Source organism: Isoptericola sp. Y581 (assembly GCF_059445475.1).
The window spans coordinates 300,671-318,701 of record NZ_JCAIUK010000002.1; the positions used below are offsets into that span (position 1 = coordinate 300,671).

Sequence of the window (18,031 nt, forward strand, 5' to 3'; positions counted from 1 at the left end):
CGCCTCAGCCACGGCCCGTGGTGACCACGTCGGGGTCCCGCGGGTCGGGGTCGGGGTCGAGCAGCGAGGGGCGGTTGTTCTGCACCGACCCCACGGCGTCGCCGATGGGGCGGGTGGCCATGCCGACCTGCGGGCCGGTGACGATGCCCATCGCCTGCTCGGCGCCGACCGCCGGGTCGAGCCACGCGTCCCACGACGCGCGCGGGAGCACCACGGGCATGCGGTCGTGGATGCGCTCGAGGTCGGACGACGCGGCCGTGGTGATGACGGTCGTCGAGACGAGCCAGCGGTCGGGGTCGTCATCGGCCTTGGACCGGTCGCGCCAGAACTCGTAGAGGCCCGCGAGGGCCGCGAGGCCGCCGTCGTCCGGGTGGATCCAGTAGGGCTGCTTCGGGACCTTGGCGCGGGTAGGGGCGCCGTCGGGCAGGTCCAGCTTGCGCCACTCGTAGTAGCCGTCCGCGGGCAGCAGGCAGCGCCGCGCCGCGAGGGGCTTGGCGAACGTCGACTTGTCGAGCAGCGTCTCGGTGCGGGCGTTGATCATGCGCGCGCCCACCGATGGGTCCTTCGCCCACGACGGGACGAGGCCCCAGCGCGCGACCTGCAGCGTGCGCGTGATCTCGCCGGTACTGCCGCCCTCGAGACGCTTCGGGCGTTCGACGACGATCCGCACCGGGTCCGTCGGGGCCACGTTCCACGAGGCGGGCAGGACGCGTGCGTCCTCGGCGATCTCGGCGACGGCGAGGTCGTCGGCGATGTCCTGGGCGTCACGGAAGGACGCGTAGCGGCCGCACATGGGTCCATCGTGACGCATCCCACCGACAGTCGCGGGGCCTTGGGCGGCCAACTCCCTGGGCGGCGTCGTATCGATTCGATAGGATGGCGGCCATGCCCGCTGAACCCGCGACGTCCCCGCGCGCCCGCTCGCCGTACCGCTGGGTGCTCATGCTCGGGGCGCTCGCCGCGCTCCCGGCGTTCACCGTCGACATGTACCTGCCGTCGCTGCCCGAGGTGGCGGTGGACCTGGGTTCCACCGCGTCCTTCGCGCAGCTCTCGGTGTCCGTGATGCTCGTCGGCGGCGCCCTGGGTCAGCTCACGATCGGGCCGCTCTCCGACCGCTTCGGGCGGCGGGCGCCGCTCATGTGGGGGCTGGCCCTGCACGTCGTGACCTCGCTGCTGTGCGCCATCGCGCCGAACATGACGATCCTCATCGTGCTGCGCCTGCTGCAGGGTTTCTTCAACGCCGCGTGCGGCGTCGCGGCCATGGCGGTCGTGCGCGACCGCTTCGTCGGGGCCGAGGCCGCGCGCATCCTGTCGCGCCTCATGCTCGTCATCGGCGTCGCGCCGATGCTCGCGCCCACCTTCGGCTCCGCGGTCGCGGCGGCCGCCGGCTGGCGCTGGGTCTTCGGCTTCCTCGCCCTCGCGGGCGTCGCGATGGCATTCGTCGTCTCGCGCTTCATGCCCGAGACGCTCCCCGTCGAGCGCCGGCAGGGCGGCGGCGTGCGCAGCATCTTCGCCGGCTACCGCACGCTGATCAAGGACAAGCAGTTCATGGCGCTCGCGGTCATCCCCGGGCTGGGCCAGGCCGTCCTCATGAGCTACGTCGTCGGCTCGCCGTTCATCTTCCAGCAGGGCTACGGGCTGACGCACGGGCAGTTCTCCCTGCTGTTCGCCGCCAACGGGCTGGGCCTGGTCCTGTCCGCGCAGGTGAACGCGGCGCTGGTGCGCCGCGTCGCCCCGATCCGCCTGCTGCGCGCCGCGCTCGCGATCCAGGGGGTCGTCGCGATCGGCCTGCTGGCCGTGGCGCTCACCGGGGCCGGGGGGCTGATCGGCCTGCTCGCTGTGCTGTGGTTGGTGCTCGCCTTCCAGGGACTGATCCCCGCCAACGCGTCGGCGATCGCGCTGTCGCGGCACGGCGAGCGCGCCGGGTCGGCGGCGGCCGTCATCGGCGCCGTGCAGTCCGGCGTCGCGGGGCTCGTCTCGCCGCTGGTCGGCGTCCTGGGCGGCAACGTCGTCGCGATGTCGTGGGTGATGCTCGCCGCGCTGGCAGGCGCGCTGGCCGTGCTGGGGTTCGCCACCCCGGCCTACCGCCGCGACGGCTGGGTCAAGCTGGCGTGAGCGGTCGCCGTCAGGCGAAGCCGAACAGCGGCCCGAAGGCCACGACCACCACCGCGGCCCACACCGCGTAGACCGGCAGGAACTGCGTCTGCCAGCGGCCGAGCGCGCCGAACGGCGCCCGGTCGCGCAGGAAGGCGAGCTGGAGCCATCCCGAGCGCGCTAGGTGCACCAGCAGCAGGAGGTTGAGGCCGAGGGCCGCGACCTTGTTGGGGCTGAACCCGAACTCCGCGATGCGGGTGAGCATCGCCGTCAGCGCGACCGCGTCGACGGCGAGGGCGGCCGCGACGAGCAGCAGCTGCAGGCCGTCGAACCAGCCCGCCCGGGCGAGCGAGTCGCGCGCCGAGATGGAGTACAGCAGCAGGCACAGGACCAGCACGAGGATCGCGTCCATGAGGATGAGCAGGTCGCGGTCCGCGGCGGCGAGGTCCCCCGCGCCGACCAGCACGACCAGCGTCACCAGCAGCATCACGGTGGTCAGGGGCGTGAAGACGCGGGTGAGCACCGGGGCGATGTTCTCCACCACGTCCTGCTTGGCCTCGACGAGCCAGGCGCCCACCACGACCGCGCCGGGCACCCCGAACGGCAGGATCCACTGCTCCAGCGCCGGCTCGATGTCGACGCCGACGAGGCCGAGAGTCGCGGCGGTGAGGCCGACGAGCACGCCGCCGCCGAGCGCGAGCAGGGTGACGTAGACGGCGAGCTCGCCCGTGAAGCGGGCGAAGTCCATGCGGGGCTCCTCGGCGCGCCACCGGCCGCCGACGTACGCGACGCCGACCAGGGCCCACAGCACGACCGGCGCGTGCAGGGCGGCGAGCAGCACCGTGGAGCCCGCCGGGTCGTACGGGTACACGTTGAGCACGACGGCGAGGAGGGCGAACGGGATCAGAAGCGCCCCGACCGCCCGCCAGGTGAGCCGCCGCTTCCACGCGAAGTAGCCGGCCAGGAACGGCGCGGTCAGGAGGGGAACGTTCCGGAGCAGCACGGTGTCGTCGTGGAACGCGGCGAGCCCGACCTTGGCGGCGATCCCGGCGCCGACGGCGAGCGCGAGGACGACGGCGAGCTCGCGCCACGCCGGCGCGTGCTCCTCGGCGGGGCCGTCCGGCACGAGCACGAGCTGCTTCCAGAGCCGCTCGGAGTGCTCGCGGGCGAACTCGCGCGAGACGGCGTCGAGGTTGCCCATCCGGCGGACGGCAACGAGGAACGCCTCGTCGTCGTCGAGCCCGGTCGCCGTCAGGTCGGCGACCTGGCCCCGCAGGTGGTCCTCCATCTCGTCCACGTCGGCGGCCGAGATGGCCCGGCTGCGCTGCACGTAGGAGCGCCACTGGTCGATCTGCGCCTCGAGCTGCGCGTGCTCCTGCTCGTGGTCGCGCATCACGCCCACCCCTCCGCCGTCGTCCCGAGAACCGGCCCGGCGGGCGGCGCCTGCGCGGCCTTCCATACCTGCTGCAGGACCTCGGCGACGACGGACCACTGCTGCTGGCGCTCGGCCAGCGCGTCACGACCCGCAGCCGTGATCGCGTAGTGCTTGCGTCGGCGGCCCGCCTGGGACGTGCCCCACGACGCGACGACGAGGCCGAGCCGCTCGAGGCGGTGCAGGAGGGGGTAGAGCATCCCGTCGGTCCATTCCATGCGGCCGCCCGAGAGCTCGTTCACCCGCTTGCCGATCGCGTAGCCGTACGACTCGCCGTCGGCGAGGATCCCGAGGACCAGCGGGGTCGCGGAGGCCGCGACGAGGTCTTTGTCGATGTGCACGACCCACCCCATGTCTAGATCTGCTAGGGGTGTCAAACCTAGCAGATCTAGGTGTGTCGTGAAGCGGAGAGACCGGCACTTCTCGCGCGAACGCGCTGCTCACGGCCTATGCTCGCGCTGTGCGGACCCAGCCCCGGCACGCGCCGAGCATCGCCTCGCATCGCGTCGTCCGCTCGATCGCCCTCGTCGTCACTGCGGTGCTGGCGTTCGGCGCGGCGGCCGCGGTCGCGACGTTCCTCGACCTGCGCTCCCAGATCGGCGTGTCGGACGTCGACGCCCTGCTGGGCGACGACGGGAACCGGCCCGCGGTGGCGGAGGACCCGGACGACCCGTTCGCCGGCAAGGCGCTGAACATCCTGGTCATGGGGACCGACTTCCGCGACGAGGCCAACGCCGAGATCGCGGGCGCCGGCGACGAGTTCCACTCCGACACGACGCTGCTGGTGCACATCTCGGGCGACCGCAGCCGCATCGAGGCCGTCTCGATCCCGCGCGACTCCCTCGTGGACATCCCGTCGTGCCCGCTGCCCGGCGGGGGCGAGACCGCGTCGCAGTCGAACGCGATGTTCAACACGTCGTTCACGCTCGGCGGCGGGCCCGACAAGGACGTCACCGGGGCCGCGGCCTGCACCATCCACACGGTGGAGGAGCTCACCGGGGTGCCGGTCACCGACCACGTCGTCGTCGAGATGACGGGCGTGATCGGCGTCGTCGACGCCATCGGCGGCGTCACCATGTGCCTGCCCGAGCCGGTCAGGGGCGAGCGCGTCGACCTCGACCTGCCGAAGGGCGAGCAGAAGCTCGACGGCTACACCGCCATCAACTTCCTGCGGGCCCGCAAGGGCGAGGGCATGGGCCTGGAGATCGGCAGCGACCTCAAGCGGATCGAGCGCCAGCAGGCGTTCTTCGACGCGACGATGCGCGAGGTGCTGTCGCAGAACGTCATCACCGACTCGCCCCGCCTGTACCGGATGGTGCGGGAGATCCTCGGCGCGATCTCCACCAGCCCCCAGCTCGCGAGCCCCACGGCGTTCGCGGGCCTCGCCTGGAGCATCCGCGACCTCGACCCGGCGCAGATCGTGTTCACCTCCGTGCCGGTGGTGAACGCGCCGAGCGACCCCAACCGGGTGGAGTGGACCGCGGAGGCCGAGGCGGTCTGGGAGCGGATCATCGCCGACGACGCGCCGCCGGGCAGCCCGGAGCCGACGGCTGGCGGCACGACGAAGCCGACCGACGCCACCGCCGTCGAGGACGAGGTCCCCTCGCCCGACGCGGGGGACGACGGGGGGGCCGACACGCCGTCCTCAGACCCGTCGCCCAGCCCGACGCTGCTGCCCGGCGTCTGCGCCTGACGCGCTTTTCGCTGGTTGAGCCTGTCGAAACCACGGGGGTCTCGACAGGCTCGACCGGCGACGACGGGGTCAGGCCTGCGGGAGCGCGCGGCGGGCCTCGGTGCGCAGGGCCTGCGATACCCGGTCCAGCACGGACGAGCGCAGCTTCCACTGCTGCAGGTAGATCGGGACGTCCACGACGGCGTCGGCGTCGAGCAGCCGCACGCCGCCGCGCCCGCCGGCCCGGACCTCCAGCGTGTCGCCGAGCAGCGGGAACCGCGCGTCCGGGCCGGGCAGCGGGCCCCACATGCCCCAACCGAGGCCGCGCCGGATCGCGTCGAGGTACTCGGACGTGCTCGGCACGTGGTGCCGCGGCGGGTCCGGGACGGCGGCGCCGGCGGTGGCGGCGCGCTCGCGCAGCCAGAGGTCCTGCAGGTCGTCGGCGCGGTTGAACACGATCATCGGGGCGCGGTCGAGGGCCTCGAGCGTGGGGCCGTCGGGGAACCACCGGTCGACGACGGGCCGGGCGGCGGCGGGGCGGTACCGGGTGATGCCGAGCGGCACCGACGTGCACCCCTGCACCGGTTCGCGCTGGGACGTGATGGCGGCCATGACGACGCCGGCGGGCAGCAGGTCCACGGTGCGGTCCTGGTCCTCGCGGTAGAGGTCGAAGGACACGTCCTCCACCCGCGCGAGCGCGGGCATCACCCAGGTGGCCAGCGAGTCGGCGTTGACGGCGAGCGGCACGGTCACCGGGCGTGGGGGCGGGGCGTCGTCGCCACCCGAGGCCTCAGCCTGCGGGCCGAGCTCGCGGGAGGCCTCCGCGCCGAGCAGCTCGACCTGGCGGGCGAGGCGCAGCAGGGTGCGGCCCGGCTCGGTCGGCGCGACGGGGCGGGTGCGGCGCACCAGCACGGACCCCGCCGCGTTCTCCAGGGCGCGCACCCGCTGGCTCACCGCGGACGGCGTGACGTGCAGGGCGTGGGCCGCGGCCTCGAACGACCCCTCCGTGACGACGGCGGCCAGGGCCTCGAGCTGTCGGGAATCCCATCTCATCCCGCCACCCTAGATGAAGCGAGGCTTCATCAGATGAAGAAACAGTAGATGGACTTCATCTGCCCGCCCCGCCTACCGTCGACGCGTGCTCACCGTCCTCGCCGGCCTCGGCTTCGGCCTCTCCCTCATCGTCGCCATCGGCGCGCAGAACGCGTTCGTGCTGCGCCAGGGCGTGCGACGCGAGCACGTGGGCGTGGTCGTCGCGGTGTGTGCGGCATCCGACGTGCTGCTGTACACCGCGGGCACCGCGGGGCTCGGCGCCCTCGTCGTGAGCCACCCGGCCGTCGTCGAGGCCGCCCGCTGGCTGGGCGCCGCCGTCGTGCTCGGGTACGGGGCGCTCGCGGCGCGGCGGGCGTGGCGCGGGGAGGAGGCCGGCCTGGAGGCCGCGTCGTCCGGGGCCGCGCCCGACGCCGGGCGCCGGCTGCGGCCCGTGCTGCTCACCGCCCTCGCGCTCACCTGGCTCAACCCGCACGTGTACCTGGACACGATCGTGCTGCAGGGCTCGCTCGCGGCCTCGCACGGCGACCTGCGCTGGATGTTCACCGCCGGCGCAGTCGTCTCGAGCGTGCTGTGGTTCGTCGGCCTCGGCTACGGGGCCCGCCTGCTGGCACCGGTGCTCGCGCGGCCGGGTGCGTGGCGCGTCGTGGACGGCATCGTCGCGGCGATCATGGTCGTCGTCGCGGTCACCCTCCTGGCGCCCGTCGGTTGAGCCCGTCGAAACCCGGTGTCGACAGGCTCAACCAGCGGCGGGGGAGAGCCGGTGGAGCCGCTCGACCGCGTCGCGCAGCACGTCCTCGCGCTTGACGAACGTGAACCGGACGCGGGAGGCGAGCGCGTCGGCCGTGGCCGAGCCGGCGCGGCAGAACGCGGAGACCGGCACGCCCACGACGCCGGCGAGCTCCGGCAGCCGGCGGCACAGGTCGTGTCCGTCGGGGAAGCCGAGCGGGCCGCCGTCGGCCACCACGAAGTACGTGCCCTGGGGGACGATGACGTCGAAGCCCGCGGCGGTCAGCCCGTCGCACAGCAGGTCGCGGCGCGCGGCGAGCGAGGCCGCGAGCGCGCGCGGGGCGTCGTCGTCCGCGAGCGCCAGGGCGATGGCGGGCTGGAACGGCGCGCCCGACGTGTAGGTGAGGAACTGCTTGACCGTCCGCACCGCCGTGATCAGCTCGGCGGGGCCGTGCACCCAGCCGACCTTCCAGCCCGTGAGGCTGAACGTCTTGCCGCTGGAGGAGGCGGTGAGGGTGCGCTCGGCCATGCCGGGCAGCGTGGCGATCGGCACGTGCACGGCGTCGTCGAAGACGAGGTGCTCGTAGACCTCGTCGGTGAGCACCACGGCGCCGGCATCGCGCGCGACGGCGGCGACCTGCTCCAGCTCGGCCCGCGTGAGCACCGTGCCGGTGGGGTTGTGCGGGGTGTTGACCACGATGAGCCGCGTGCGCGGTCCGACCGCGGCACGCAGCGCGGCGGCGTCGAGCCGCAGGCCCTCGGCGGTGAGCGGCACGGGCACGTGCGTGGCGCCGGCCAGCGCGATGCTCGCGGCGTGCGAGTCGTAGTACGGCTCGAGGGTGACCACCTCGTCGCCCGGGCCGGCGAGGGCGAGGATCGACGCGGCCAGTGCCTCCGTGGCGCCGGTGGTGACCAGCACCTCGGTGTCCGGGTCGACGTCGAGGCCGTAGTGGCGGCGCTGGTGGTCGGCGATCGCGCGGCGCAGCTCGGGCACGCCGTCGCCCGGCGAGTACTGGTTGCGGCCCGCGTCGATGGCGTCCTTGGCCGCCTGTTTGATGTACGCGGGGCCGTCGACGTCGGGGAAGCCCTGGCCGAGGTTGATCGCGCCGGTGCGCGCGGCGAGCGCCGTCATCTCCGCGAAGATCGTCTGCGCGACGGCGCCGTCGGGCGAGAGCAGGCCCGTCGCGCGGGCGACGTCGTGCCAGCGGCCGGGCGGGGGAGTGAGCGGCGCTGTCGGCATGGTCGGCATGGTCGGCATGGTCATCGACGATAACCGCACGGGGTGGATGCGGTAGGGGCGTCCGGCTATGGTAGTGACCAGATATATCAATCTGGTCACTAAGGAGTCCTCCGTGCCCCGCCCGCTCGTCCCGGACCGCCGGGCCCGCATCCTCGACGCCGCCCGCGCGCTGATCCTCGAGCACGGCTGGCAGCGCACCACGGTCGCGGACGTCGCCGCGCGGGCCGGGATCGGCAAGGGTGCGGTCTACCTGGAGCTGCCCGGCAAGGCGGCGATCCTCGACGCCGTGCTGCGGCGCAGCACCCGCGCGCTCACCGCCGAGGTGCATCGACGGGTGCTCGACGCCCCCGGCCTGGTCGACCTGCCGTCCGTCTACCGGTTCGGCGTCGAGGCGCTGCTGGCCGACCCGCTGATGCGCGCGCTCTGGCTGGGCGACGACGCCGTGCTGGGCGAGCACGTCCGGGAGGTTGCCGCGTCCGGCGAGGGCCGCTACCGGGACCGGTTCGACTGGCTGACGGCGTACGTCGCGCGGCTGCAGGACGCCGGGGTCCTCGACGCCGCGGTGCCGCGCGAGACCGTCGTGCGCGTGCTCGCCGTCTTCACCGTCGGGCTCGTGCACGCCCCGGGCACCCTCGGCGCCACGACGGACGCGCAGCTGCGCGACGCCGTCGCGCTGTTCGCCGACCTCGTCGGCCACGGGCTCGCAACCGGCCGGCCCGCCGACACCGCCGCCGCCCGCGCGGCGCAGCTGGACCTGCTCGCCCGCCTCGACCACCAGCTCGACCAAGCGGAGGATCCCGCATGACCGACATGGCTGACCCCACCGAGACCACCGCCGACCCCGCCGGCGACGTCGCCGACGTCTTCGCCCGGTGGTCCGACCTCACCGTCTCCGGCGGCCCCGTGCGGGCGTACCGCGCGGGCGACACCGGCCCGCCGGTGCTGCTGCTGCACGGCGGGATGCTGGACACCGCACGGGGCGTGTGGCGGGCGGTGGCGCCGCGGCTCGCCGTCGACCACCGCGTGCACCTGGTCGACCTGCCCCGTCACGGCGGGAGCCGCCCGTGGCCGGGGCTCCTCGACGACACCTTCTACCGCCGCTTCCTCGGCGACCTGCTCGACGCGCTCGGCCTGGAGCACGCGTCGCTCGTCGGACTCTCGCTGGGGGCCGGCGTCGCCGTCGGGTACGCCCTGGACCACCCGGAGCGCGTCGACGCCCTCGTGGCGATCGGGCCCGGCGGGATCGGCGCGCGGCGCAAGGCGCAGCTCCTCACCTGGCTGGCGCTGCGCACGCCCGGCCTGATGCGGCTCACCAGCCGGTACCTGGCCCGGCGCCCCGCGCTGGTGCGTCGGTCGATGGTCGACAACCTCACCGCGGGGGAGGGCACCGACGGCTTCGAGGAGATCGTCGCGCTGGCGGTCGAGGAGGCGCGGGCGAAGGCCGCGCACGGCGAGCCCGCCCTCGACGACTGGATGGCCCGCGCCTACGGGCCGTTCTCCATGGCCGTGGACCGCATCCCCGAGCTGCCGGGACTGCGCGTGCCGAGCCTGTGGGTGCGCGGCGACGCCGACCCGCTCGTGGGGCACCAGGAGCTCGCGGCCGCCGCCGCGGCAGCGCCCGGCGCCCGGCTGTTCACGATGCGAGACGCCAGCCACATCGTGACCTACGACCGACCCGAGGAGACGACTCGGCTGGTCAGGGAGTTCCTCGCGCACGCGATCCGGTAACGCTCCCGGGGCGCCGGACAGGGTTGTCCACAGGTCGGCGCCGCGCCATTGCCCGGGACCCTTATATTGGTGCCGCCTTGCCGCCGCCGCACCGTCGCGGCACCACGAGAGGGAACAGATCAGTGTCGATCGACACGGTGGCGCCGACCGCCGCACCCGCCATCCTCGAGCACGAGGTGCGCGAGCTGGTGCGCCGCCGCGCCATCGACCCCGTCCGCGACCGGGCGGGGCTCGAACGGCTCGTCGCGGAGGCCGCTGCCGACTACACCGAGCGCGCCACGCGCGGCCTGGTCCCTCCGCTGGTCGACCCGCACGACGCCGTCCGCGCCGTCGTCGACGCCCTCGGCGGGCTCGGCCCGCTGCAGAAGTACCTCGACGACCCCGAGGTCGAGGAGGTCTGGATCAACACCCCGGCCAAGGTGTTCGTCGCCCGGCGCGGTGTCCCGGAGCTCACGACGACGATCCTCACCGCCGCCCAGGTGCGCGACCTCGTGGAGCGGATGCTCAAGGCGAGCGGTCGCCGCCTGGACCTGAGCAGCCCGTTCGTCGACGCGTCGTTGCCCGGCGGGGAGCGCCTGCACGTGGTGATCCCGGACGTCACCCGCGAGCACATGGCGGTGAACATCCGCAAGCACCTGGTGCGGGCCGACCACCTCGACCACCTGGTGCGCCTCGGTTCGCTCACCCCGCACGCCGCCGCATTCCTCGACGCCGCCGTCCGGGCCGGGCTGAACGTGCTCGTCTCGGGGGCCACGCAGGCCGGTAAGACCACCATGCTCAACGCGCTCGCCGGCTCGATCCCCGCGGGGCAGCGGGTGGTCTCGTGCGAGGAGGTCTTCGAGGTGCGGTTCGCCGCCCGCGACCACGTCGCCATGCAGTGCCGGCAGCCCAGCCTCGAGGGCACCGGAGAGATCCCGCTGCGCCGCCTGGTCAAGGAGGCCCTGCGGATGCGCCCCGACCGCATCGTCATCGGCGAGGTGCGGGAGGCCGAGAGCTTCGACATGCTCGTTGCCCTCAACGCGGGTATTCCCGGGATGTGCACGGTGCACGCCAACTCGGCCCGCGAGGCGGTCACGAAGATGTGCACGCTGCCGCTGCTCGCGGGGGAGAACGTGTCCGACCGCTTCGTCGTGCCGACCGTCGCGTCGGCGATCGACCTGGTGGTGCACCTGGACGTGTCGTCGGACGGCGCCCGGCAGGTGCGCGAGGTCGTCGCCGTGACCGGTCGGGTCGAGGCCGACCGGGTCGAGACGGCAGGCATCTTCCACCGGCTCCCCGCCGAGCAGGGCGGGGACCTCGTGCGCGGGGACGGGTTCCCGCCGGGCGAGGAGCGCTTCGCGCGGGTGGGGATCGACGTGCGGTCCATGTTGGCCGGGAGTCGCTGATGGGGGTCGTGGTCGGCCTGCTCCTCGGCGCGGGCCAGGTGTGCGTGTGGCTGTCCTTCTGGGAACCGGCGTCGCGGCCGGTGCGCCGGGACGGGCGCAGCGCCGCCGTGCAGGACCTGCTCGTCCAGGCGGGCGCGCCGTCGGTGACACCGGCTGCCCTGTGGTGGCTGAGCGCGACGACCGGGGTCCTCATCCTGCTCGCCGGTCTGGCGCTGACGCGTTCGCCGGCGATCGCCGCCTGCTTCGCCCTGATGGCGGCCGTCGCCCCGGAGACCCTCGTGCGGGTGCGGGCGCGCAGGCGGCGTCGGGACCTGCGGGACGTCTGGCCGGAGGTCGTCGACCACCTCGCCTCGGGGGTGCGGGCCGGCCTGTCCCTGCCCGAGGCCGTGGCGCAGCTGAGCGAGCGGGGGCCGGCCGAGCTGCGCGAGCCCTTCGCGCGCTTCGCGGCGGACTACCGGGCCACGGGCCGCTTCGGCGAGTGCCTCGACCTGCTCAAGGCCCGCCTCGCGGACCCGGTGGCCGACCGGATCATCGAGGCGTTGCGGCTCACGCGGGAGGTGGGCGGCACCGACCTCGGCCGGCTGCTGCGCACGCTGTCGTCCTTCCTGCGCGAGGACACCCGCACCCGCGGCGAGCTCGAGGCACGCCAGTCCTGGACGGTCAACGGCGCCCGCCTGGCGGCCGCGGGGCCGTGGGTGGTCCTGGCGTTCCTCGCGACGCGGCCCGAGACGGCGCAGGCGTACAACTCGCCGGCCGGGGTGGGCGTGCTCGCGGCGGGCGGCGCGACGTCCCTGGTCGCGTACTGGCTGATGCGCCGCATCGGCCGGCTGCCGGAGGAAGGGCGGGTGCTGCGGTGAGCGGCGACTGGATCTCCGCGCCCGGCGCCCTGATCGGGCTCCTCGGGGGCCTCGGCCTGCTGCTGGTGGTCTCCCGCGTCCGCGCGCGCCGCATGACGCTCGACGAGCGGCTCGCCCCGGCCCTGCGCCCCCGCGACGCCACCTCCGGCCTGCTGCGCGACCAAGCCACGCACACCCCGTTCCCGGTGCTCGAACGCCTGCTCGCCCCGTGGATCGCGGACGCCGCGCACTGGTTCGAGCGGCTTGGCTCCACGCGCGCCGACGTGCGCCGCCGCCTGGACCGGGCGGGTTGGTCGGAGAGCGTCGAGGCGTTTCGCGCGCGCCAGGTGGTCTCCGCCGCGCTGGGCCTCGCGGCCGGGCTGGTGCTCGCGCTCCTGCTCGCCGCGACGCGCGGGTCGTCGCCGGTGCCGTTGGCGGCCCTCGTCCTGCTGTGCGGGGCGACGGGGTTCGTCCTGTGCGACCAGTGGTTGAGCCGGGCCGTGCGGCGCCGCGAGGAGCTGATGCTGGCCGAGTTCCCGACGATCGCCGAGCTGCTCGCCCTGGCTGTCACCGCAGGCGAGGGGCCGGTGCCCGCGCTCGAACGGGTGGCGTCCACGGCCCGGGGCGAGCTCTCCGGCGAGATCGGCGCCATGCTCGCCGACGTACGCGCCGGCGCGCCGATCGCGGCCGCCCTGACCTCGATGGCCGACCGCACCGGCCTGCCTTCGCTCACACGCTTCGCCGAGGGCGTCGCCGTCGCGCTCGAGCGCGGCACCCCGCTCGCCGACGTGCTGCGCGCCCAGGCGCAGGACGTCCGCGAGTCCGGCCGCCGCGCGCTCATGGAGGCTGGCGGGAAGAAGGAGGTCGCGATGCTCGTCCCGGTCGTCTTCCTGATCCTGCCGATCACCGTCGTGTTCGCCATCTTCCCGTCCCTCGCCACGCTCAAGATCGGCCTGTGAGCCGTGCGTCGTGACCCCGATCCCGCCGCGCAGGCGCGGCACCACCCGAAAGGACCGACCATGCAGCACGACGAGACCGAGAACCGGCAGCCCGACCGGCCCGCGGCCGACGACCCGGAACGCGGCGACGTGCCAGGGTGGGTGCTGGTCACCCTCATGACGGCGGGCCTCGTCGTGGCGTTGTGGGCCATCGCCGGCCCGCTGCTGGAGGACGCCTTTACCCAGGCGATCTCCAGCGTCACCGGCGGCTGAGCCGCGCGGTGCGGGAGGAATCATGATCGGTCGGTTGCACCACACGGTCGTCGACTGTCCCGACCCGCTCGGTCTCGCGACGTTCTGGTCCACGGTGCTCGGCGAGCCGATCACCTCCCGGAGCGACGACTTCGTGGTGGTCGCGCGGAGCGACCGACACTCCGGCCTGGCGTTCCAGCGTGCGACCGACCATCGGCCGCCCGTCTGGGGCGACCCGGCGCGCCCGCAGCAGCTGCACCTGGACGTCATGGTCGACGACATCGTCCTCGCGCACTCCCAGGTGCTGGCGATCGGGGCGCGCCGGCTCACGCCCGAGCCTCCCGGCAGCGGCGCGGGGGACGTGTACGCAGACTCCGCCGGGCACCCGTTCTGCCTGGTCGCGCGCCCGTCGTGGGCATCGCCGGTCGGCGAGCCGATCCACGCGTCGATCGACGGGCCGGGTGCGTGACGGGTGTCGGGGCCGGACCGGGCACGCGGGCGTCGTGGTCCCGTCCGGACGGGGAGTCGGGGTCGGCGGTCGCGGAGTTCCTCATGGTCTCGGCCCTCGTGCTCGCGCTCTTCCTTGGGGTGGTGCAGGTGGCGCTCGCGATGCACGTGCGGGCGCTGACCATCGACGCGGCGGCTGAGGGCGCCCGGATCGCGGCCCGGGCCGACCGGGACCTCGCCAGTGGCGCCACGCGCACGCGGGAGCTGCTGGCGTCGTCGCTCGGCTCGCGTTACGCGGACGACGTGTCGGTGCAGCAGACCCGCCTGGACGGCCTGGATGTGGTCGAGGTGACGGTCCAGGTCCCGCTGCCGGTGGTGGGGCTCCTCGGCCCGTCCGGGGTGCTCACCCTGCAGGGGCATGCCCTGGAGGAGGCATGAGCGCGGCCGACGCCCGGGTCGAGACCGTGCCCGGCACCGTGCCCGGCACCGACGTCGACGGCGAGAGCGGTGCAGCGCTGGTCGAGTTCCTGGGCACCGCGGTGCTGCTGCTGGTGCCGCTCGTGTACCTGGTGCTGACGCTGGCGCAGGTGCAGGCTGGGGCGTTCGCGGTCGAGGGCGCGGCGCGGGAGGCGGGGCGGGCGATGGTCACCGCGGATTCCTCCGCCGCGGGCGGCGAGCGCGCCCGGGCCGCGGCTGGCATCGCGTTCGCCGACCAGGGTTTCGACGCGGGGGACGGCGTCGTGGAGCTGGAGTGCTCCGCCGATCCCTGCCTCACGCCCGGCGCCACCGTCGGGGTGCGGGCCCGGCTCACCGTGCCGCTGCCGTTCGTGCCCACGGGGCTGCGCAGCTGGGTACCGCTCGAGATCCCGGTCACCGCGACGCACGTCGCGACGGTCGACGAGTACGGGCAGGTGCGGCCGTGATCGCACGCGCAGGACGCGGCCGGGTCGAGCCCGGACCCGAGGACGGCCGGATCATGCTCCTCACCGCGGGCGTGGTGGCGCTGGCGCTCATGATCGTCGGGATGGTCGCGTCGGCGACGGCCGTGCACTTGGACCACAAGCACCTGTACGACCTCGCCGACGCGCTCGCGGCCGACGCCGCCGACGCGATGCCGCCCGACCGGTTCTACGCCGGCGAGGCCCGCGCGCCGAGTGGGTCGGCGGTGCTGACGCTCACCGACGCGGACGTCGAGGAGTCGGCGGTCGCCTACCTCGCGGCGCACCCGGGCGAGGCGGAGGGGCTGGACGGCCTGCGGATCGTGGAGGCGGCCTCGCCGGACGGGCGGACGGCGCGCGTCGGTCTGGTCGCGACGTCGCACCCGCCGCTGGTCCGGTGGTTCACGGACGCGTTCGGCGGCGGCTTTGCCGTGGCCGCGACGTCGTCCGCCCGCGCCGGCTGAGCCCGCGCCGGGACGTGTGGGGCAGGCCACAGCGCAAAAAGGCGCATTTGATATACCAGTTTGATTAACCTGCGGGTGTGCAGCTCACCGCATTCACCGACCTCGGACTGCGCATCGTGATGCGCCTCGCCGTGCTCGACGACGGGCGGACCGCGACGACGCGGGCGCTCGCCGAGGCGCTGAACGTGCCCGCGACGCACGCGGCCAAGGTCGTCACGCAGCTCGGCCGGCTCGGGGTCGTCGAGGTACGGCGGGGTCGTACGGGCGGGCTGCGGCTCGCCGACGCAGCCCGGGACACCTCCGTCGGCCTCGTCGCCCGAGCCCTCGAGGGCGACGGGGAGGTCGTCGAGTGCGAGGGCGCCAACCCGTGCCCGTTGCGGGGCAGCTGCCGGCTGCGCGGCGCGCTCGCGCACGCCCGCGAGGCATTCTTCGCGGCTCTCGACCCGGTCACCATCGCCGACGTCGCCGCACCACCGACCCGGGACCTGCTCCTGCACATCGGAGCACGCCCGCCCGGCTGACCGCCCACCGAGCACGCCCGGCGCGTCCGGCCAGCACCGTAGAACACCAGACAGGAGTCATCCATGCTCAGCCCCGAGTCCGCCGTCGTCGTCCGCGCCACGCTGCCCGTGATCGGCGGGGCGATCGGCGACATCACACCGATCTTCTACCGCCGCATGTTCGCGGCCCACCCGGAGCTGGAGCGGAACCTGTTCAACCGCGGCAACCAGGCCCGCGGCGACCAGCAGCGGGCGCTCGCCGGGGCGATCGCCGCCTACGCGACCCTCCTCGTGGGCGACGGGCCGGACCCGCGCACGGTGCTCGCTCGGATCGCGCACAAGCACGCGTCGCTCGGCATCCTGCCCGAGCAGTACCCGATCGTGCACGAGCACCTGTTCGCGGCGATCGTCGAGGTACTCGGCGACGCGGTGACGCCCGAGGTGGCCGCCGCGTGGGACGAGGTCTACTGGGACATGGCCGACGCGCTCGTGTCGGTCGAGCTGGGCCTGTACGCCGAGTCTGGCGTGACGCCGGGCGACGTGTGGCGCACGGTGCAGGTCCGCCGCCGGGTGCAGGAGTCGCCCGACACCGTCTCGCTCGAGCTGGCCGCGCCCGACGGCGGGCCGCTGCCGTCGGCGCGGCCGGGACAGTACGTCTCGATCGCCGTCACGCTGCCCGACGGCGCGCGCCAGATCCGCCAGTACAGCCTCACGGGCGCGGGGGCGGCCGACGTGTGGACGATCTCGGTCAAGGCGCTCCCGCCCGTGGCGGGGGCGGACCGGATCTCCCCGGCCGGGGAGGTGTCGAACCACCTGCACGCCAACGTCTTCGAGGGGGACGCGCTCGAGGTCTCGGCACCGTTCGGCGAGCTCACGCTGGTGGAGGGCGAGAACCCGCTCGTCCTGGTCTCGGCGGGCATCGGCATCACCCCGATGATCGGGTTCCTGCACCACCTGCGCCGCACCGGCACGACGCGGCGGGTGGTCGTGCTGCACGCCGACCGCTCGCCCGCGCGGCACGCGCACCGCGCCGAGCTGCGGGCGCTCGTCGCCGACATCCCGACGGCGGAGCTGCACCGGTGGTACGAGGACCTCGGCACGCGAGCGGGGGGCGACCGGCTCCGATCCGGTCTCATCGACCTCGCCGATGTCGACCTGCCGCACGACGCGGACGCCTACCTGTGCGGGCCGGCCCCCTTCATGACGGTGGTGCAGTCGGCCCTGCTGGGCCGCGGCATCACGGACGACCGCATCCACCACGAGGTCTTCGGCCCCGGCCGGGAGATCGCCGCGGCCTGACCCGCCCGCGCCGATGGTCAGCCGGCGACCGGCAGGCGGGAGAAGAGCCCGGGGTAGTCGACGACGAACTTGTCGTCGTCCACCGTGATCTCGCGATGGAAGTCGCCGTCGCCGGACTCGTAGACGTAGCGGTCCGGCGCCAGCCGGGTGTACCGCCGGGTGTCGGGCGCGACCTCGAACGTCGCCCCGTCGACGTGTGCCGTGACGATGTCCGCCGCCGTCTCGACCGCCAGGTCGAGGCGGCGGATCGGCAGCGTGTTGGTGAACGGGCTGAACGAGAGGTCCACGTCCACCGCGTCGGCGAGGTCGGGCCGAGCCGCCCCGTCGACCAGCCAGCCGCCCGCGGGGTCCCTGCTCAGGTCGAGCTCCCGCCCCGACGACGACCGCACCCGCAGGGCCAGGAACATCCACGCCGGGTCGAGCTCCAACGCGTACTCCAGACGCTCCGGGCCGAGGTCGACCACCGACCGGGCCCGTAGCAGGCCGTCGCGCTCCCTGAGGTCCAGATGCTCGACGCTGCCCGTCTCGAGCCCCCGCCACCCGTACGACGCCACCGCGGACCACCTCCGGCTTCAGGATCGGGGAGGAACGGGGAGCCCGCCCGCGGGCCGCCCGGTAGATTCGCCCGCATGCCCGACGACAAGCCGCCGGTGGACAGACTGCCGGTCGATCTCGATCAGATGTTCGACCTCGCCCGCGCGGGCTCCGACCTGCTGCTCGAGTTCGTCGACGCGGGCGTGCCGGCCGACCACGCGGACGCGGCAGGCAACACGCTGCTCATGCTCGCCGCTTACCACGGGCACGCGGGCCTCGTGCGGGGCCTCGCCGAGCGCGGCGCCGATGTCGATCGCGTCAACGCGCGCGGGCAGTCGCCGCTCGCGGGCGCCGTCTTCAAGGGCTCCGACGACGTGATCGCGGCGCTGCTCGCCGCGGGCGCGGACCCCGACGCGGGCACGCCCAGCGCCCGGGACACCGCGCAGATGTTCGGCCGCACCCTGCCCGAGCGGGACTGACACCGGGCGGACCC

Annotated in this window: 22 protein-coding genes; 16 read left to right on the plus strand and 6 right to left on the minus strand. The window is 74.4% G+C overall.

Going from position 1 to position 18,031, the window contains the following annotated elements:
* Positions 1 to 4 precede the first annotated feature (4 nt).
* Positions 5 to 793: an SOS response-associated peptidase gene (locus tag AC1C2W_RS04365; protein WP_495412485.1), complete on the minus strand. Its 789-nt coding sequence runs from the start codon at positions 791 to 793 to the stop codon at positions 5 to 7.
* Positions 794 to 885: 92 nt separating this feature from the next.
* Between AC1C2W_RS04365 and AC1C2W_RS04370 the strand changes: the two genes are divergently transcribed.
* Positions 886 to 2,115 (plus strand): multidrug effflux MFS transporter, encoded by a 1,230-nt coding sequence (locus AC1C2W_RS04370; RefSeq protein ID WP_495412486.1) that lies wholly within the window; start codon positions 886 to 888, stop codon positions 2,113 to 2,115.
* A gap of 10 nt (positions 2,116 to 2,125) precedes the next feature.
* On the opposite strand, the gene AC1C2W_RS04375 is transcribed toward AC1C2W_RS04370, so the two are convergent.
* A complete protein-coding gene (locus AC1C2W_RS04375; RefSeq protein WP_495412644.1) occupies positions 2,126 to 3,487 on the minus strand; it encodes a permease prefix domain 1-containing protein in 1,362 nt (453 codons plus the stop codon).
* Positions 3,487 to 3,867 (minus strand): PadR family transcriptional regulator, encoded by a 381-nt coding sequence (locus AC1C2W_RS04380; protein WP_495387603.1) that lies wholly within the window; start codon positions 3,865 to 3,867, stop codon positions 3,487 to 3,489. Before AC1C2W_RS04380 ends, AC1C2W_RS04375 begins: the two co-directional genes overlap by 1 nt.
* Positions 3,868 to 3,986: 119 nt before the next feature.
* Between AC1C2W_RS04380 and AC1C2W_RS04385 the strand changes: the two genes are divergently transcribed.
* On the plus strand, positions 3,987 to 5,219 hold the full coding sequence (locus AC1C2W_RS04385) for an LCP family protein (RefSeq protein WP_495412487.1): 1,233 nt from the start codon (positions 3,987 to 3,989) through the stop codon (positions 5,217 to 5,219).
* A 69-nt stretch (positions 5,220 to 5,288) separates the two neighbouring features.
* Here the strand turns inward: AC1C2W_RS04385 and AC1C2W_RS04390 are convergent, their stop codons facing one another.
* Complete coding sequence (locus tag AC1C2W_RS04390) at positions 5,289 to 6,251, minus strand: LysR family transcriptional regulator ArgP (protein ID WP_495412488.1); 963 nt, start codon at positions 6,249 to 6,251, stop codon at positions 5,289 to 5,291.
* Positions 6,252 to 6,336: 85 nt separating this feature from the next.
* Here AC1C2W_RS04390 and AC1C2W_RS04395 point away from each other — a divergent pair, with 85 nt between their 5' ends.
* Positions 6,337 to 6,960: a LysE/ArgO family amino acid transporter gene (locus AC1C2W_RS04395; RefSeq protein WP_495387600.1), complete on the plus strand. Its 624-nt coding sequence runs from the start codon at positions 6,337 to 6,339 to the stop codon at positions 6,958 to 6,960.
* Positions 6,961 to 6,987: 27 nt separating this feature from the next.
* Here AC1C2W_RS04395 and AC1C2W_RS04400 read toward each other — a convergent pair whose 3' ends face one another.
* Positions 6,988 to 8,226, minus strand: coding sequence for a pyridoxal phosphate-dependent aminotransferase (locus AC1C2W_RS04400; protein ID WP_495412489.1), 1,239 nt, complete (start codon positions 8,224 to 8,226; stop codon positions 6,988 to 6,990).
* A 103-nt stretch (positions 8,227 to 8,329) separates the two neighbouring features.
* On the opposite strand from AC1C2W_RS04400, the gene AC1C2W_RS04405 reads away from it, so the two are divergent.
* The 12 genes from AC1C2W_RS04405 (at position 8,330) to AC1C2W_RS04460 (ending at position 17,004) form a co-directional block, all read left to right on the plus strand.
* Positions 8,330 to 9,022, plus strand: a complete 693-nt coding sequence (locus AC1C2W_RS04405; RefSeq protein WP_495387598.1) for a TetR/AcrR family transcriptional regulator — start codon at positions 8,330 to 8,332, stop codon at positions 9,020 to 9,022.
* Positions 9,019 to 9,945: an alpha/beta fold hydrolase gene (locus AC1C2W_RS04410; RefSeq protein WP_495412490.1), complete on the plus strand. Its 927-nt coding sequence runs from the start codon at positions 9,019 to 9,021 to the stop codon at positions 9,943 to 9,945. Before AC1C2W_RS04405 ends, AC1C2W_RS04410 begins: the two co-directional genes overlap by 4 nt.
* Before the next feature lie 122 nt (positions 9,946 to 10,067).
* A complete protein-coding gene (locus AC1C2W_RS04415) occupies positions 10,068 to 11,330 on the plus strand; it encodes a TadA family conjugal transfer-associated ATPase (RefSeq protein ID WP_495387596.1) in 1,263 nt (420 codons plus the stop codon).
* A complete protein-coding gene (locus AC1C2W_RS04420; protein WP_495412491.1) occupies positions 11,330 to 12,187 on the plus strand; it encodes a type II secretion system F family protein in 858 nt (285 codons plus the stop codon). Before AC1C2W_RS04415 ends, AC1C2W_RS04420 begins: the two co-directional genes overlap by 1 nt.
* Complete coding sequence (locus tag AC1C2W_RS04425; protein ID WP_495412492.1) at positions 12,184 to 13,125, plus strand: type II secretion system F family protein; 942 nt, start codon at positions 12,184 to 12,186, stop codon at positions 13,123 to 13,125. The genes AC1C2W_RS04420 and AC1C2W_RS04425 overlap by 4 nt, the downstream gene beginning before the upstream one ends.
* A gap of 60 nt (positions 13,126 to 13,185) precedes the next feature.
* Positions 13,186 to 13,377, plus strand: a complete 192-nt coding sequence (locus AC1C2W_RS04430; protein ID WP_495412493.1) for a hypothetical protein — start codon at positions 13,186 to 13,188, stop codon at positions 13,375 to 13,377.
* Positions 13,378 to 13,399: 22 nt separating this feature from the next.
* Positions 13,400 to 13,825 carry a VOC family protein gene (locus AC1C2W_RS04435; protein ID WP_495387592.1) on the plus strand — a complete coding sequence of 142 codons (426 nt, stop codon included), beginning with the start codon at positions 13,400 to 13,402 and terminating at the stop codon, positions 13,823 to 13,825.
* Positions 13,822 to 14,241, plus strand: a complete 420-nt coding sequence (locus tag AC1C2W_RS04440) for a TadE family protein (protein WP_495387591.1) — start codon at positions 13,822 to 13,824, stop codon at positions 14,239 to 14,241. Before AC1C2W_RS04435 ends, AC1C2W_RS04440 begins: the two co-directional genes overlap by 4 nt.
* A complete protein-coding gene (locus AC1C2W_RS04445; protein WP_495387590.1) occupies positions 14,238 to 14,726 on the plus strand; it encodes a pilus assembly protein in 489 nt (162 codons plus the stop codon). The genes AC1C2W_RS04440 and AC1C2W_RS04445 overlap by 4 nt, the downstream gene beginning before the upstream one ends.
* Positions 14,723 to 15,205, plus strand: a complete 483-nt coding sequence (locus AC1C2W_RS04450; protein WP_495412494.1) for a hypothetical protein — start codon at positions 14,723 to 14,725, stop codon at positions 15,203 to 15,205. The genes AC1C2W_RS04445 and AC1C2W_RS04450 overlap by 4 nt, the downstream gene beginning before the upstream one ends.
* A 77-nt stretch (positions 15,206 to 15,282) precedes the next feature.
* A complete protein-coding gene (locus tag AC1C2W_RS04455) occupies positions 15,283 to 15,726 on the plus strand; it encodes an RrF2 family transcriptional regulator (RefSeq protein WP_495412495.1) in 444 nt (147 codons plus the stop codon).
* A gap of 63 nt (positions 15,727 to 15,789) precedes the next feature.
* Positions 15,790 to 17,004 (plus strand): globin domain-containing protein, encoded by a 1,215-nt coding sequence (locus AC1C2W_RS04460; protein WP_495387587.1) that lies wholly within the window; start codon positions 15,790 to 15,792, stop codon positions 17,002 to 17,004.
* Between the two features lie 17 nt (positions 17,005 to 17,021).
* On the opposite strand, the gene AC1C2W_RS04465 is transcribed toward AC1C2W_RS04460, so the two are convergent.
* Positions 17,022 to 17,558 carry a putative glycolipid-binding domain-containing protein gene (locus tag AC1C2W_RS04465; protein ID WP_495412496.1) on the minus strand — a complete coding sequence of 179 codons (537 nt, stop codon included), beginning with the start codon at positions 17,556 to 17,558 and terminating at the stop codon, positions 17,022 to 17,024.
* A 75-nt stretch (positions 17,559 to 17,633) separates the two neighbouring features.
* On the opposite strand from AC1C2W_RS04465, the gene AC1C2W_RS04470 reads away from it, so the two are divergent.
* Positions 17,634 to 18,017, plus strand: a complete 384-nt coding sequence (locus tag AC1C2W_RS04470) for an ankyrin repeat domain-containing protein (protein WP_495387585.1) — start codon at positions 17,634 to 17,636, stop codon at positions 18,015 to 18,017.
* Positions 18,018 to 18,031: the final 14 nt, after the last annotated feature.